Genomic DNA, 16281 nt, shown 5'->3' with positions numbered 1-16281 from the left:
ATGGATCAAGAAATACAAGTACATATAAATAAGCTGCTTGGTTTTATGAAGGAAGAAGCATATAAACCACTTACAGTACAAGAACTTGAAGAAGCATTTGGAATAGAGGATTCAGCAGAATTTAAAGAATTTGTTAAAGCATTAGTTGTGATGGAAGAAGAGGGATTGGTTGTTCGAACACGTAGTAACCGCTATGGTCTTCCTGAAAAAATGAATTTATTAAAAGGAAAGCTAATTGGCCATGCAAAAGGGTTTGCTTTTGTTGATCCTGAGGATACAAGCTTAGATGATATATTCATCCCACCAACTGAGCTAAAAACAGCGATGCATGGTGACATTGTTCTTGTTCGAGTAAGCCCGAAATCTGCGAATGGCTCACGCCAAGAAGGCTCAATTATTCGAATCTTAGAACGTGGAGTAAAAGAGGTTGTTGGAACATATACAGAAAGTAAAAACTTTGGATTTGTCATTCCAGATGATAAAAAGATTGCAAATGATATTTTTATCCCAAAAAATGCATCAAAGGGTGCTATTGAAGGACATAAGGTTGTTGTGAAATTAACGACGTATCCTGAAGGCCGTATGAGTGCTGAAGGTGAGATAATCGACATACTAGGTCATAAAAATGATCCTGGTGTTGATATTTTATCTGTTATTCATAAACACGGGTTACCTGGTCCGTTCCCAGTAGAAGCTCTAGAACAAGCAAATGATGTACCAGATGAAATTAAAGAAGAAGATTTAAAGGATCGCCGTGATCTACGTAACGAAACGATTGTGACAATAGATGGAGCAGACGCAAAGGATTTAGATGATGCAGTTACGGTCACAAAGCTTGAAAATGGTAACTATAAGCTTGGTGTTCATATTGCAGATGTTAGTCATTATGTAACAGAGCAATCTCCAATTGATCGTGAAGCGGTTGAACGTGGAACAAGTGTTTATTTAGTTGACCGAGTTATTCCAATGATTCCACATCGTCTTTCAAATGGAATTTGTTCATTAAATCCAAAGGTTGATCGATTAACACTATCCTGTGAAATGGAAATCGATGCTGAAGGTCAAGTTGTTAAGCATGAGATTTTTCAAAGTGTGATTAAAACAACAGAACGAATGACATATACAGATGTGAAAAAAATTCTTGAAGACAAAGATGAAGCTCTTCTGCAAAAATATGAAAACCTTGTTCCTATGTTTGAAGAAATGGCGGATTTAGCACAGATTCTTCGTAAAAAACGTATGGATCGTGGTGCAATTGACTTTGATTTTAAAGAAGCGAAGGTGTTAGTTGATCCAAAGGGTCACCCAACAGATGTTGTGATACGTGAACGTTCAGTAGCTGAACGTCTTATTGAGGAGTTCATGCTGCTTGCAAATGAAACAGTTGCAGAGCATTTTCATTGGATGAATGTACCGTTCATTTATCGTATCCATGAAGATCCTAATGCTGAGAAGCTTCAACGTTTCTTAGAATTCATTACAAATTTCGGCTATTCTGTAAAAGGAACAGCAAATGAAATACATCCAAGAGCATTACAAAACATTATCGAAGAAGTTGCCGGTAAACCAGAAGAAACGGTTATTTCAACGGTTATGTTACGCTCGATGAAGCAAGCAAAATATGATCCAGAAAGCCTTGGACATTTTGGTTTATCAACTGAATATTATACTCATTTCACTTCACCAATTCGTCGTTACCCGGATTTAATTGTGCATCGCTTAATTCGTACGTATCTAATAGAAGGTAAAGTGGATGGAGATACTCGTTCTAAATGGGCAGAAAGCTTACCTGTTATAGCAGAGCATTCTTCTAATATGGAAAGACGAGCGGTTGAAGCTGAACGTGAAACAGATGAACTGAAAAAAGCAGAATATATGCTTGATAAAATTGGCGAGGAATACGACGGAATGATTAGCTCTGTCACAAACTTTGGTATGTTTGTTGAGCTGCCTAACACAATCGAGGGTCTAATCCATGTTAGCTATTTAACAGATGACTATTATCGCTATGATGAACGCCATTACGCAATGATTGGTGAACGTACTGGTAATGTTTATCGAATTGGTGATGAAATCACGGTTCGTGTTGTAAATGTTAATAAAGATGAACGTTCTATTGATTTTGAAGTTGTGGGCATGAAGGGTACGAGAAAACGTCCTGATAAAGATGCTCCTAAAAAAGTCATCATTGCAGGTAAAGGTAGAAAGCCAGACAACTTAAAGTATGGTAAGAAAAAAGAAGACGAAAAATCAGGAGACTGGTCAACTCGTCCTCCACGTAAAAAGAAGAAGCATTTTGAAAATGCACCAAAAGCAAAGCGTAAAAAGAAAAAACGATAATTTCCTTTGAGGTTTTGTACAAATTCATGTTAACTATCACTAGCAGACCAAATCGTATTTGATTTGGTCTGCTAGTGATATATTAACGATTATTGAGACTGTTGAGGCATAAGGAATCACATTGTCAAAGCAGACTAAAATCAACTTTTGCACTTGATTAGCACTGTAGAAAAAAAGACTAGGAAAAAAACACCTAGTCCTTAGACTTCTTTATCAATTCTATGTATCAGTGTAACTCAGATTTTAAATAATCGACATGCTCTCTTTGTTTATCTAAAATACGATCAACAAGGTTCAAACTTTCCTCATCAAGTTTATCACGAACCAATTTCTCAGTCATTTTTATTCCATAGAGATTTTCTCCCTTAATTGCATGTTTTAGAATTTCCTTTTCACTATTTGAGTGATCAAATATTTGGCTAATATAAAGTTCGATTCTACCAACAACTCCTTCACTAGTAGCTGGTGTTCCTTTAAGCTCTTGAATTCGTTCTGAAATCAGGTCTGAATGGTGTTTTAAGTCCTTTTGGATAGTAATAAATTTATTACGAAGCGGGGAAGAGTCATCAAGGTTTTTTATAAACTCTTCAAAAGAATGTATTCCCATGTATTGTCCTTGCAGTAGCTGGTTCAAGGTTTTTACAACATTCTGATTTTCTATTGAAATCATTCCTTTCTAATTTAATTCATTTCATCCATAGTTTAAGCGTAAAAAATGAATTCATACAAAAGCTTTAGAGCTTGGAACATGAAACACTTGTATAAGTAGTAAATAACCTTCTCATCCCATAAGTTAGTGAAGAATAAAAGTCCAAAAACTTTATCTAGTTAAGTGGGAAAGAAACATATTCACAGCAATACTTATGCTGTTAGTGAGAAAAGTGTTTAATGAACAGAAAGGTTGGATATTTCAAGTGAATCTTAAAAGAAAACTGCATATGGTCTGTTCTTATTTTTTATATTGATGATACTTCGTTTGTTTTTCTCCATTTTGTTCTGTATATAAGTGATCCGCCCTTTATTGTCAGCTCTTGTTTGTCTAGTTACATAAAATCTCTAAGCAAATTATCCTTTAAAATCTTTAAAGCCCAATTCATTGAGTTTACGTCCATTTTTTGTTAAAATATAAGTTACCGCTATAATGATAGGTACACCCGAGAGGAGGCAACACAATGCCTAAAGGAATGGGAAAAGTAGTTGCTCAAAACAAAAAGGCAAACCACGATTTTTCAATTGAAGAAACGTTTGAAGCCGGCATTGTTCTTCAAGGAACGGAAATCAAATCAATTCGAAATGGTCGTGCAAATCTTAAGGATTCTTATGCGCGTATTGATCGTGGTGAAGTTTTTTTACTCAATATGCATGTTAGTCCATATGAGCAGGGAAATCGCTATAACCATGATCCATTACGAACAAGAAAACTACTTCTGCACAAAAAGGAAATTGTTAAATTAATTGGTGCAACAAAAGAAGATGGCTATGCACTTGTTCCTTTGAAAATGTATTTAAAAAATGGATATGCGAAGGTTTTAATTGGTCTTGGTAAGGGTAAAAAGAAATACGATAAGCGTGAAGACTTGAAGAAAAAAGAAGCGAAGCGTGATATCGAACGTGCTTTTAGAGAACGTCAAAAGATTTAAAACTTCCAGAAGATCCAATAGGTAAAACCTTACAATTGCATTCTTGTCTCAGTCTGTTATAATAGATTTTGTAAGACAGTCACTTACACACAATTTCATAAGCAATTAAGCTTATTCTACTTTTGTAATATCTCCCGTATTCCCAAGCTGGTAAATACGGCTATCATGGGGACGTTACGGATTCGACAGGGGTAGTTCGAGCTTAGGTTGCGGGCCGAAGGGATCGTCTTCGTTAAAACGTCACGCCAATAATAACTGGCAAATCTAACAATAACTTAGCTTTAGCAGCTTAATAACTGCATAGCTAGTTCCTCCCTCCATCGTCCATGTGGTAGGGTAAGGGACTCACTCTTAGTGGACTACGCCTAATTCCTCCGTCTGGGGATGATGGAAGAGACTAATCAGACTAGCTGCTCTGACGCCTGTCGATAGGCATAGGAGTTAGCGAAACTGCGAATTTATCGACTACGCTCGTAGACGCTTAAGTGCCGATATGTCTGGACGTGGGTTCGATTAGTAATTAGTCGCCTTATGTGGTAACACATAAGTGAAAATTCGGCTTTATCGGTGAAACCTAAGTCACATTAAAGTGATAGGGCAATGCCGAGCGGTATGTAGAGCGATCTAACAGCCGTGTATCGACTTATAGGCTGCCAACTTGGTAGTACTAGGATACGAAAATCTGCCTTTTCTAAAGGTAAAACTACTTTTCGTATAAGACGCCGAAGGACCTAACAAGGTTCAAGATATAGTCAGTGCCATGACGAAAGCATGGAATAGCATGTCCCACCGTCTCCACCAAATACATATTTGGTGGTTTTTGTTTTGTTGTGACTTAAAGCATAAAATTGTCATTGTGACATCATTATGCTTTAAAATAAAAGTGTCAAAATTATGCTTTAAAACATTGTTTGAGTTTATGAAAAATATCTTACCTTACATATATAAATAAAAACAGGAGTTTTGCTTTCTTATAAAAATCCGGCCTTGTTCAATTAATTAAATGCATTAGGTTTACAAGCGTAACAATTCAGATTTCCTACCTAAACACTTATAAAAGTAGGAGACTTTCCTTTTAATTATGTTTTACATATTTCTTTTGATTAATAATTTCTCATTGCCTACCATCTACTTCGTCTTTTAAGCGTTTATATAAAATGCTCATCTTTTCAATAGCCCAATCCTCTAAAGCTTTGTTTAATTCTCCTAAATCACCTTTAATATAAATTCGTGCCATCTTTTTGTTTCCATTCCAATTGCTTTGAAATGTTAAACTAACATCATTAAGTTCTTCTTCAAGTATTGCTCCAAATTTACTCTCTATATATTCAACACGTTCTTTATTACGATCATCGTTTTGCCTTTCGAAATGTAGTCCTACTTCAAGGGCACTTTTTCCCCTTAAACAAAATTCGAAATGTCCTCCTGGTACATCAGCTTTAATTTGAATATAATGATAATTTTGATTCATTTTAAGCAAGCTATTATCTATACCCATCTCTTCGATAATCCTTTTATTTAAACTATCGAGAAATTTGTGTTTGATCTGAATCTTCTCAGATATTTCTTTCTCATTAACCTCTTTCCTCTCAGCACGAATGGTGTATTCTTCAGTCTCTACTAATGGAATAATAACAGATGAATTTATGGCTATTTCTTTTTCATTTAAATTATAAACTGTGAATTTAACACAGCTAATTTCAATCCCAAACTTCCTCAACCATAGAACAGTTGCTGTTACTTCTGGTCTGAATTCTCTCGAAGCAATAATAATTCTTGGCCGGTCAGATATAGACTCAAGTTCACCCCCAATAAATTCATCAAGCTTATCCTTTATTTCTTCTTCTGATAAATGAAAACCGTTCTTCTGAAGATAATCTTTATGTATCCCAATAATTTCATCCACCGTTAATGTTGAACAATAGGCAGCGTATTTAACAGCTTGTAGTTCAACAGATTTACCGCTATCATCACGCTTCAGTTCAATAATTACTAATTCACCTTGCTCATCCAAAGCTAGTACATCGAGCCTTTCTGAAGTTTTATTGAACTTATCATATTCATTTGTTAAGATATAAAGTTTTTCTCCTAATATTTCTGGTTGTTCAATTACCCAACGCTCAATATCGTTTCTTTCAAGTATATTAAGTGATTTAAAATTTGTTTCTTCGTATACATTTAATCCGCCATTATATTTGTTCACAGTTAAAAACAAAATCTTACACCTACAATCCTTGTATGTTGAAATAACTAATATAATAATTTTACCAAACTAAAAATGCTTTTTCACAACTTTCTTCTTAAGTGCGTTATTTCTTATGTGATTTATTAAGAATGCCCCTGAAAACGAAACCCTTTAGATTTAATTTGTAGCTTTTTTTTGAATTTTTAATAAAGACAAGTCTGCAGCATCTGGGGAAAATGCATCTTTTTTTTATTTTGAGATGAAGCTAGGATTGTATTAATTGATAATTTGAAAAAAATTGAAAAATGTTATATTATAGAATTAATCCAACTATTAAGTTGAAGGCGTCTTGCAAATTGGTTGCAAGGGAGATAAGTTTCAACAAGTCAAGCTTTTCATTTTCAAGAAATTTGACTGATAAGCATATCAATTCCACAAGTGCTAAAAGCATTTGCAATTCTGGTATGTCTATTAAACTTATCACAGTTATAATACACTCCTTATTGTTATTATAATTGAATTGTTTAACGATTTTAGTGGTCACCGGGCTCTTCATTGAATCCCAAATATGTATGCTAGGAGGTTTTTTGTTTTGAAACAAAGTAATAGACCACGACAATTACATAACCTCCCTAGCTCTGCAAAGATTGATTGGACTAAATATAAAACTAAGTCTTATTTACATTTTGATAATCCAATAAAAATAGAGCATGTGAATAATAAAATCCAAGATCCTGATTGGGTTGCTTCACATGCTTTTTTGCCGTCTATTCATTTCAATATTACATTTAATAAATATGTAACTATTTCAAAAGATAAAACACTTCCACTTAACAGACAGAAGGAAAGGAAGAAAAAAGTACGCCAAATCTTTTATGCTTCGCATAAAGACCGTTTCATTTATAAATACTACGGAGATTTATTAAATAATGCTTATAATAGGTACGCCGAAGAAAAAGGAATAGGAGATAATGCATTAGCTTATCGAAATAATAAACCTGGAAAAAATAATGTTGATTTTGCATATGAGGTATTTAATTTTCTCTTAACCCAAGATCAAGCGGTTGTAATATCAATTGATTTTAAGAAATTTTTTGATCATATTGATCATTGTTCTTTAAAACAAAATATTAAAACAGTGCTGGGTGTTGAAGAATTGCCTGTTGATTGGTATAAGGTCTTTAAAAACCTAACGCAATTCTCATATGTAAATAAGTCTGATATTGATACCTTTTTAAAACAAAATTATGGAGTCAAAAAATTAAAAGAGCTCTTGAAAAAGCGAAAATTGACTAAAATTATGACCTCATCAGAATTTCGTACATTTAAAAAAGAACATCTCTATAAAAATAAAAAACCATTTGGTATCCCGCAAGGTTCAGGTATGAGTGCAGTTTGTTCTAATGTGCAGCTAATTAATTTTGATGAAGAGCTTAAATTGTGGGCCGAAACCTATCGAGCTCTTTATCGTAGATACTGTGATGATCTAATATTAGTTGTGCCAGTATCGGATACATCAATTACTTTGCTCAATAAGCTGAAGAATGAAATCCTAGAAATTATTGAAAGATACAAGTGTCTTGGTTTAAAGATACAGGAGGAAAAAACAGAAATACGTATATATAGAAATGGAAATATTTTAGATGAATCTCTACAAAACGGTACTTTAGATTATCTTGGTTTTGTCACAGATGGACAAACTGTACGATTACGTGAGAAGAGTCTTTTTAAATATTACTGTCGAGCATACCGTAAGGTTGATACAAGTCGAAAAATAGCACTTGTAACCAATCGGAAGGCTCCAAAAAGAAAGTTGTATAAAATTTATACTCATCTTGGTTTCAACTATAAAGAACGAGGAAATTTTATAACTTATGCCTACAAAGCACATAATAAAATGTCAAAATTAAAATTGCAAAGCCTTATACGCAAGCAAATAAAACGACATTGGGGGAAAATCCATAAACGTTTATAATGAGGCGCTTAGCTCCAATAGTACTAAGCGTCTCATTTTGTTTATTAGACAGGCAAAGAGATGAAAGAATACACTCAAATGCTTCTCATACATTCTGCTATTAATAGTTTTTAAGCGCTACATATAAAAGATATGTATTATTCATACGATATTCTATTATTTATAGTGTTTCATTTTAAGTATAGTAATCATCGTTGGGTAAATATGTTAAAATGAAAGAGTTGTAAAAAATTCCAAATATTTAGCTAGATGATAGTTTTATATAGTAGTATCTGTATATAAAGAGGGAGTGTTTATAATGAGTTCTTACTTTAAAACTGCTAATACGAATATTGTGGACAACGAGTTTTTAAGAGAGCCGCAAATTGAAGCTTATGAGAAATTACGAGAGCATTTTATAGAACGAGAAAGTAATGAACATGCACTAGTTGTACTGCCAACAGGTACAGGTAAGACTGGATTAATGGGTATTGCACCTTATGATATTTCAAATGGGAGAGTTTTAATTATAACTCCTCAAACGGTTATTAGAGATTCTGTTTTAGGATCTCTAGATCCGTTGTATCCCAAAAACTTTTGGTTATTTACAAGAGTATTTGACAGTTATACAGAGTTACCTACTGTAATTGAATACGAAAAGTCATTAACTGGTGAAATAATAGAAAGTGCGGACATAGTTATTCTGAATGTACATAAGTTACAAGAGCGATTAGACTCCTCTCTATTAAAACGTGTGGAACCAGAGTTTTTTGATTTTATCATTATTGATGAAGCACATCATTCGGAGGCTACTACTTGGAAAAAGGCGCTGAAATACTTTAATAATGCGAAAGTGCTAAAAGTAACGGGTACTCCTTTTAGAAGTGATGGGAAGACAATTGAAGGTAAAGAGGTATACACCTATGGTTTAGGAAAAGCCATGGCTAAAGGTTATGTGAAAAGTTTAGAGAAGATTGATTACATACCTGGAAAGGTTTATCTCACACTTGATAAAAAGAATGACGAGCTTTATACAATTGACCAAATAAGAGAAATGGGTTTAAGGGATGAGGAATGGATTAGAAGATCAGTCGCACTTTCTCCTGAGAGTAATATAAGTATAATCGAACAATCTATAAAATTCTTAAGTGAAAAAAAAGAGAAAACTGGTAATCCTCACAAAATAATTGCTGTAGCATGTAGTATTTGGCACGCAGAGCAACTAAAGGAGTTATATGAGGCTAAAGGTTACAGTTCTTCGATTGTTCATAGTGAATTAGAAAAACACGAAAGAGAATTAGAGTTTGCTAAAATTGATTCTAATCAAGTGGACGTTGTAATCAATGTTGCTATGCTTGGAGAGGGATACGATCATAAGTTCTTGTCAATTGCAGCATTGTTTAGACCATATAAGACATTATTACCTTATGCTCAATTTATTGGCAGAGTCCTTCGTTCTATATCTGATGATGATGTAAATGGAAATCTTTCAGAAGATGACAATATCGCAGCAGCTATTCATCATAAAGAACTTGGTTTAGATGAACTTTGGGATTTCTATAAGAAAGAAATAAAGAAACGAGATATAATTAAAAAAATTAGAACGGATTATCCAATTGAGCCAACAGATCGATCTCCTAAGGACATTAGCTTTGGTTCTGTATCCGAATCAGAAGATTATACTACTGTTAAAGATGCTTTTATCGAAAGTGAACTTTTAAAGGTAAGAAAACAAAAGATCCAGGAAGAACAAGAAAAAATTAAAAATCTACAAGAATTATTAGATGTAACCGAAGAAAAGGCAAGAATACTTTATCAACAGAGCCTTAAGTCACAAGACAAAGAACGTTACCTTAGACCTGACTTATACTTGAAAAGGAAGAAAGTTGAAATTGATCAGTTAGTAAGAGAGGACATAATTCCACAGTTGTTAGTTGATTTTAATTTAGAACTTCAAGGTAATGAGTTGACAGTAGGTAGGTACATTCTTCCTAAAAGGTATGAGTTTATTTATGGAAGAGCAAAGGATAATGGTTCTTTACTTGGACAGTATTTTAATTTATCATTAAAACATCACATTGGGGAAGGTAGGGACGGTTGGAAACTAGAAGATTATGACCGTGCTATTACCCATGTGCAAGATTTAGAAATTCATCTGCGTAAGGTTTTAGAAAATAGATAGCAAAAGGTGGTACCTATGATAGAAACCATTGAATGTCTTTATGATGAAATACATGGGCCGAAAATAACCCCGTACGAATTATTAGAGAATGTAAAACTTCCTAACTATATCTCTGTAGACTTTAGTACAGACAGTAATAATAATATTGTCGCATACACTAAATGTCTATTAGAGCATGGTGATTATGTAGTATTCACATATGTGTTTGACAAAGATAATAAGTTATTAAGCCTAAAATCTACGATATATGGGATTGAAGACGAACTCTACAATCGAAAAACTGAAATTGAAAAATTTTATCAGTTAGCTTCACAATCTCTTAAGCCTATTTTAAAAGCTATTTAAAAGTCAAAAGAAGTTCAAATTTTGGGCTTCTTTTTTTATACAATTTTAAATATAGAATTTATTAAAAAGGGTGGTAATTCATTTAAACAAGATATCCATTAATCATGCAATACATTTTCAAGAGTAAACCTTTCACACGGTTACTCTTCTTGTGAAAATTGCTAAAAAGTTTCAGTTGAAATCCAAGTAGATTACATAATTTTCTTCACTATCATCCGATTATATTGATTTTATTGAAAGGGATTGGTTCAATTTTTATTGGATTTATACTTCTGGTCTTCCACCTTTACATCCTCTAGTTCGGTTTACCTTAATCGCAAATTATGGTTCGCTTTAGACTAATATCCGTTCAGAACACTCCCAAAAAAGATAACACTATAAACATAATATACCAATACCTGTACTTAAATTAGCTATTTTATTGACCATGATATTAAATAAAGTGTGAAACAGCACTGTAACCGAAAAAGAATGGCAATATTAATGTTTATTTAGAAAACATAACGTAACTGCATTATTTACATTGAGTTCAAAAAAGAATAAGACTAAAATAAAAATTAAGTAAGAATAATGCAAGAGGTGAATCCTGTGGAACTGAGAATGTTTTACCGTACACAGAGAGAGTTGGCTGTCGATTTGAACAAGCTAGTCGATTCTTATTGGCAGGAAGAGATAAAAGAAAATGAGCTAATAGATGGAATTAAGAACTTATACGAAAATAATAATGAAAAACTATTAAAGGATAATCGGTTTACAAAGATAGTTCAGCAGCACTGCGGTAAAAGACGTTTGGCTGTGGTAGAAAAGGTATTGGAAATAAATTAGGTAAATAGTATTGTCTGAAAGGTTTGATTGTATGACAATGGAGTTGGAATATTCTTCAAGTTTGAATGGTGCCTCATTTTTACTTTTTGAATTAAAGCAGGTTTTAAAATTGAAGCAGCTAGGATTAACTAATCAGCAAATCAGGCAAAAAGTAAAAGAGGATAATCTGTTTCAATTTAATAACCAGGGCAGAATTAACCGAGCATTACCTTCTGTTATGAAAAGAGCAGAAGCTCTTGATGAAACTCTTGCTTCATTACTATTAGAAGATTCCATTGAAACGGGAAAAACCCTAAACCTGTATGCCATTATGAAAACGGATCTACTGTTTTTCGAGTTCATGGATGAGGTAATAGGAGAAAAGCTACTTAATAATGACTATTTAATTGAAAAAAAGGACATCAATCTATTCTTTACCTCTAAGGCGGAGCAAAGTGAGAAAGTAGCTGGCTGGAGCGACATTAATATTGAAAAGTTAAAAAGAGCTTTCATGCAAGTCTTGTTTGAAAGCGGAATGTTAAGAACTAGAAAAGGTAAAGAGCTTAACAGGCTAGTTATTGATGAACGGATCAAGAATCATCTCACACATATTGGTGATGCTCGTTTTATATGTGCAATGGGTGAGTAGGAGGTAACAGAATGAGCAACTTGAAAGCTAGGGCTGATAAAATTATTGATAAAATTAAAGAAGAGAAATTTATTGAAGGTCGTGGTTTGGGAAACGAAATTAGTTTTTATGTGTTTGACTACGAACCGAATCAAGAGCTTTATATCAGAGACTATGTTAAACGTATTAAAAGACAATTGAATTATGAAGGATCCAATCGAAGAGTAATCGAGTTTGATTTGTATATGATGCTCATTGATATTACAAAGGAAAAAAGAATTTTTGACCGTATTTTTGAAATGGAAGAACGTCAAGGAAAAGATCAACTATTTAGAGCAATGACTACATTTGCCAAACCAGAAGTATTTTTAGAAAAAATAAAGGAACAAGTAAAAACTGGGAACTATAATGTGGTGTTCCTCACCGGAATAGGCAAGGTTTATCCATTCGTGCGTTCTCATAATATTTTAAATAACTTACAAGAAGTGTTGGACGATGTACCAGTTATCATGTTCTTTCCAGGTAAATATGATGGTCAGTCATTACAATTGTTTGGAAAGTTTAAGGATGATAATTATTACCGAGCATTCCGATTAGTCGATTAATTAGTTAGGGGGATACGGATGATTATTAAAGATATGTTTCAAAAAGATATTGAACGTGATATTCGTGGGGTCATAAAAGTAGCCCAACAAGATGAAGAAAATATTTATCAGGAATTAGATGAGTATGTTGTTACTCGTGAATTGCAAAAACACCTTTCTAAGTTCTACGAGAATTACCAAAAAGGGATTAATGGTGTAACGGATAAAATGGGTGTTTGGATTTCTGGATTCTTTGGTTCTGGTAAGTCGCACTTTCTAAAGATACTTGCTTACTTGCTCGAAAATAAGAAGGTAAACGGAAAGCAAGCAATTGATTTCTTTCAAGATAAAGTACAAGACTCTCTTGTATATGCAAATATGCAAAGAACGGCTGACGTGGAAACAGAAGTTATTCTGTTCAACATTGATTCAAAAGGTTCACTCGACAATAAATCAAAGGAAGATGCAATACTTCGTGTCTTCATGAAGGTATTTTATGAACATCGTGGCTACTACGGAGATATTCCTGGTGTAGCTGAAATGGAAAAGTACCTAGATAAACAGGGGGTATATGGTGCCTTTAAAGAAGAATTCAAGGCAGTAGCTGGTGAATCGTGGGAAGAACGTCGTAATAGCTTTTACTTTGATGCAGATTTTGTTATTGGTGCCTTAACAAAAGTAACGGATATGACGGAAGAATCTGCACGTAATTGGTTTGAAAACGGTGTTAATAATTTTGAAATTAGTATTGAAAAGTTTGCGAAAGACGTAAATGAGTACATCAAAAATAAAGGGAGAAACTTTCACCTTATTTTCCTTGTGGATGAAATAGGTCAATACATCGGTGATAACCGTAATTTAATGCTGAATTTGCAAACAGTAGCAGAAGATTTAGGTACTCATTGTAAGGGGAAAGTTTGGATTATGGTTACTTCCCAAGAGAGTATTGATAGCATTATCAAAGTCAAAGGTGATGACTTCTCCCGTATCCAAGGGAGATTCGATACTAGACTTTCTCTATCATCTATCTCGGTTGATGAAGTTATCAAGAAACGTATCCTATTGAAAAAAGATTTTGCTAATGACAAATTGAAGGTTCTATACCCTGAAAAAAGTGCTATTTTAAAGAATTTGATTAGTTTCCGAGAAAGCACTGCAGATCTACGTGGTTATGACAACGAACAGGAATTTGCAGATGTTTACCCTTTTATTCCCTATCAATTTAAGTTGTTACAAAATGTATTTGAACAAGTGAGGAAACATGGATCTTCTGGTAAGCATTTATCTGAAGGGGAGCGTTCCATGTTATCTGCATTTAAAGAAGCGGGGCTTCAATATAAAAATGCTGAAGAAGGATTACTAATCCCTTTTTACGCTTTTTACGACACAATTAAGGAATTCTTGAATCCTTCTATTTCAAGAGTTATTGAAGGTGCGTACGAGAATCCTGCTTTAAAAGATGATGATTTTAATGTGGATCTATTGAAGGTTCTATTCATGATTAAGTATGTAAAAGAACTTCCAGCAAATCTCGATAATATAGCTACTCTAATGGTTACTCAAATTGATGAGGATAAACTACAGCTTAAAGAGAAAATTAAAGTTTCTTTAAGAAAGCTCATTTCCCAAACATTGGTTCAGAAAAATGGTGATAATTTTATCTTTTTAACAGATGATGAACAGGACATTAACAGGGAAATCAAATCATTGAATATTGATGAGGACATTGTGAAGCGAGGATTAGCTACCTACATTTTCGATGACCTCTATGATGGAAATCGTTTCCGATACAGCAGTGAATACTCATTTACTTACAATCAGAAAATGGACGAGAAAAACTATGGGAATCAGGTATCCAATATTGGAATGCAAATTCTTTCCCCTTTATCTGACCATTACCATAAGTCTGAGCAAGAACTAATGATGATGACTTCAGGAAATGGTGAGATGATTATTAAACTTGGCGGTAATGAGGCGTATATTGAGGAAATTGGGGAAGCATTGCGGATTGAGGAATTCCGTAAGAAAACAAATATTACGCAACTACCTGAAAACATCCAAAATATCTTGAATAATAAACAAGCGGAGATTCGTGAACGTCGTAGAAGAGTTCGTGAGCTTTTGGAGGAAGCAATTAAGGATAGTGCATTCTTTATCAATGGTGACAAAGTGGAAATTAAGGGGTCCACAGTTCGTGATAAAATTAATGCTGCCTTCACGATGTTAGTCGATAATGTTTACACAAAACTAAATTATGTGAAGGAACACTTAGAAAATGAACGAGCATTAATTTCAATTCTTGCTTCAGACGATGAACAATTGTCATTTGAGGATACTTTGAAAGTAAATCCAAATGAATTGGCTAAACGGGAAGTGTCTGATTTTATCAGTTTACAAGACGATTTAAAAAAACAGGTACGAGTAAAAATCTTATTTGATCGTTTCGGGGACAAGCCATATGGTTGGAAGACACTTGATGTTGCAGGAATGATTGCAAATTTATTAAAAGAACAACGCATTCGAATTCGTTATAATGCCGAATACTTAGAATCAGAAGACAGCGTTAATACTCTTGTAACGGTTCTTACTAAGACACAGGAAGCAGATAAAGCAATTGTGTTGAAGAGGGTAAAAGTTGATGATCAGTTAATCAAGACAGCTAAATCAATTTGTAAAGATGTTTTTAATAAAACGGATTTGGCTGACGATGAAGATGGACTACTAAAGGACATTCGATTACTGGTTGAAAAACAAATAGACGAAATAAAGGGTTATAAGGCTCGATATGAAGGAAGAAAGTATCCTGGTATGAGCTTGCTTGATAAAGGATTGGAATACTTTGAGCAGTTTCATAATGGCTTAGACAATGTATCTTATTTCACTAAGTTAAAGGAATTAGAAGATGATTTACTTGATTGGGAAGAGGATATTTTCTATGTGAAAAGTTTCTTCGGTACTGATCAGAAAAAGATTTTTGATGATGGATTAGCTGCTATAAGAAAATATGATGAAAATAAATCTTATTTAATAGGTGCAGAGGTAGAGCAAACTATCGAAAAGCTCCAGTCTATACTTCAAGACTCGATTCCTTATAAAAAGATAAAAGATATTCCGGAACTTATACATGCAATGGATGAACAAATCAATGCGGTTCTAAATGAGAAAAGAGATAATGCTCATAAAAAATTAAAAGATGATAGTGATTACTTGTCATTATTGACATCACAATACGGTGTATCAAATGACACGAAAGAACGAGTTAATCGTTACTATCAAGAACTTAATGCGAGTGTAGATACTTTCATAGATATTTATAAAGTTGATGCAACAGTTTCACAAAGCACGAGCTTTAAAGAAAAAATGGAAGTGCATATCGAGGGAGAAATATCTGAATGGAAACGTAAAAAGGATGAGGAACAAAAAAATCGTCCTGGTGGTGAAGTAGTAGACCCTCCTGTACCGCCTGTGGATCCAACCATTCAACCGGTAAAAGTAACAAAATTAGTCAATGTAAAAACATTAGCTACAGAAGATGATGTCGATAAGTACATCAATGCTTTATCAAGTAAGCTAAAACAAATTATTAAGGAAAATAAACAAATTGAGTTTGTTGAGTAAT

At 33.6% G+C, this 16281-nt stretch carries 11 protein-coding genes and 1 other RNA gene; 10 read left to right on the top strand and 2 right to left on the bottom strand.

The annotated features are described in order from the left end of the window. Positions 1–2340 carry a ribonuclease R gene (gene rnr, locus JOC75_RS19425; protein ID WP_204955642.1) on the top strand — a complete coding sequence of 780 codons (2340 nt, stop codon included), beginning with the start codon at positions 1–3 and terminating at the stop codon, positions 2338–2340. A gap of 226 nt (positions 2341–2566) precedes the next feature. Here the strand turns inward: rnr and JOC75_RS19420 are convergent, their stop codons facing one another. Then, on the bottom strand, positions 2567–3010 hold the full coding sequence (locus JOC75_RS19420) for a DUF2383 domain-containing protein (protein ID WP_239589586.1): 444 nt from the start codon (positions 3008–3010) through the stop codon (positions 2567–2569). A gap of 502 nt (positions 3011–3512) precedes the next feature. Here JOC75_RS19420 and smpB point away from each other — a divergent pair. Next, the gene (gene smpB, locus JOC75_RS19415; RefSeq protein ID WP_204955641.1) at positions 3513–3980 is read left to right on the top strand and encodes an SsrA-binding protein SmpB; all 468 of its coding nucleotides are present in this window, start codon (positions 3513–3515) and stop codon (positions 3978–3980) included. Positions 3981–4155: 175 nt separating this feature from the next. Further along, positions 4156–4496, top strand: a transfer-messenger RNA (tmRNA) gene (gene ssrA, locus JOC75_RS19410). 598 nt (positions 4497–5094) lie between these two features. Here the strand turns inward: ssrA and JOC75_RS19405 are convergent. Further along, the gene (locus JOC75_RS19405) at positions 5095–6195 is read right to left on the bottom strand and encodes an endonuclease NucS domain-containing protein (protein ID WP_204955640.1); all 1101 of its coding nucleotides are present in this window, start codon (positions 6193–6195) and stop codon (positions 5095–5097) included. A 562-nt stretch (positions 6196–6757) separates the two neighbouring features. Between JOC75_RS19405 and JOC75_RS19400 the strand changes: the two genes are divergently transcribed. The 7 genes from JOC75_RS19400 to brxC all read left to right on the top strand — a co-directional run bounded on the left by JOC75_RS19400 (position 6758) and on the right by brxC (position 16280). After that, positions 6758–8140, top strand: coding sequence for a reverse transcriptase domain-containing protein (locus JOC75_RS19400; RefSeq protein WP_204955639.1), 1383 nt, complete (start codon positions 6758–6760; stop codon positions 8138–8140). 298 nt (positions 8141–8438) lie between these two features. Then, positions 8439–10301 carry a DEAD/DEAH box helicase gene (locus JOC75_RS19395; protein ID WP_204955638.1) on the top strand — a complete coding sequence of 621 codons (1863 nt, stop codon included), beginning with the start codon at positions 8439–8441 and terminating at the stop codon, positions 10299–10301. 15 nt (positions 10302–10316) lie between these two features. Then, positions 10317–10646: a hypothetical protein gene (locus JOC75_RS19390; protein WP_204955637.1), complete on the top strand. Its 330-nt coding sequence runs from the start codon at positions 10317–10319 to the stop codon at positions 10644–10646. Between the two features lie 588 nt (positions 10647–11234). Next, positions 11235–11471 (top strand): TIGR04540 family protein, encoded by a 237-nt coding sequence (locus JOC75_RS19385; RefSeq protein ID WP_338036611.1) that lies wholly within the window; start codon positions 11235–11237, stop codon positions 11469–11471. A gap of 31 nt (positions 11472–11502) precedes the next feature. Further along, positions 11503–12099, top strand: a complete 597-nt coding sequence (locus JOC75_RS19380) for a DUF1819 family protein (RefSeq protein WP_204955635.1) — start codon at positions 11503–11505, stop codon at positions 12097–12099. Positions 12100–12110: 11 nt separating this feature from the next. After that, entirely contained in the window at positions 12111–12683 is a 573-nt protein-coding gene (locus tag JOC75_RS19375) for a DUF1788 domain-containing protein (RefSeq protein WP_204955634.1), read from the top strand. An 18-nt stretch (positions 12684–12701) separates the two neighbouring features. Continuing rightward, a complete protein-coding gene (gene brxC / locus JOC75_RS19370; protein WP_204955633.1) occupies positions 12702–16280 on the top strand; it encodes a BREX system P-loop protein BrxC in 3579 nt (1192 codons plus the stop codon). Position 16281 lies beyond the last annotated feature (1 nt).

The sequence above is a fragment of the Metabacillus crassostreae genome, from assembly GCF_016908395.1.
In the GTDB taxonomy this organism is placed as follows: Bacteria; Bacillota; Bacilli; order Bacillales; family Bacillaceae; genus Metabacillus; species Metabacillus crassostreae.
Note: the sequence above shows the minus strand (reverse complement) of the source record. Positions and strands in the feature narration are given on the sequence as shown.

Excerpts from the sequence above, each read along its gene's own strand:
- rnr (WP_204955642.1), top strand. The coding sequence starts at position 1 with ATGGATCAAGAAATACAAGTACATATAAATAAGCTGCTTGGTTTTATG.
- JOC75_RS19420 (WP_239589586.1), bottom strand. The coding sequence starts at position 3,010 with ATGATTTCAATAGAAAATCAGAATGTTGTAAAAACCTTGAACCAGCTA.
- smpB (WP_204955641.1), top strand. The coding sequence starts at position 3,513 with ATGCCTAAAGGAATGGGAAAAGTAGTTGCTCAAAACAAAAAGGCAAAC.
- JOC75_RS19395 (WP_204955638.1), top strand. The coding sequence starts at position 8,439 with ATGAGTTCTTACTTTAAAACTGCTAATACGAATATTGTGGACAACGAG.
- JOC75_RS19390 (WP_204955637.1), top strand. The coding sequence starts at position 10,317 with ATGATAGAAACCATTGAATGTCTTTATGATGAAATACATGGGCCGAAA.
- JOC75_RS19380 (WP_204955635.1), top strand. The coding sequence starts at position 11,503 with ATGACAATGGAGTTGGAATATTCTTCAAGTTTGAATGGTGCCTCATTT.
- JOC75_RS19375 (WP_204955634.1), top strand. The coding sequence starts at position 12,111 with ATGAGCAACTTGAAAGCTAGGGCTGATAAAATTATTGATAAAATTAAA.
- brxC (WP_204955633.1), top strand. The coding sequence starts at position 12,702 with ATGATTATTAAAGATATGTTTCAAAAAGATATTGAACGTGATATTCGT.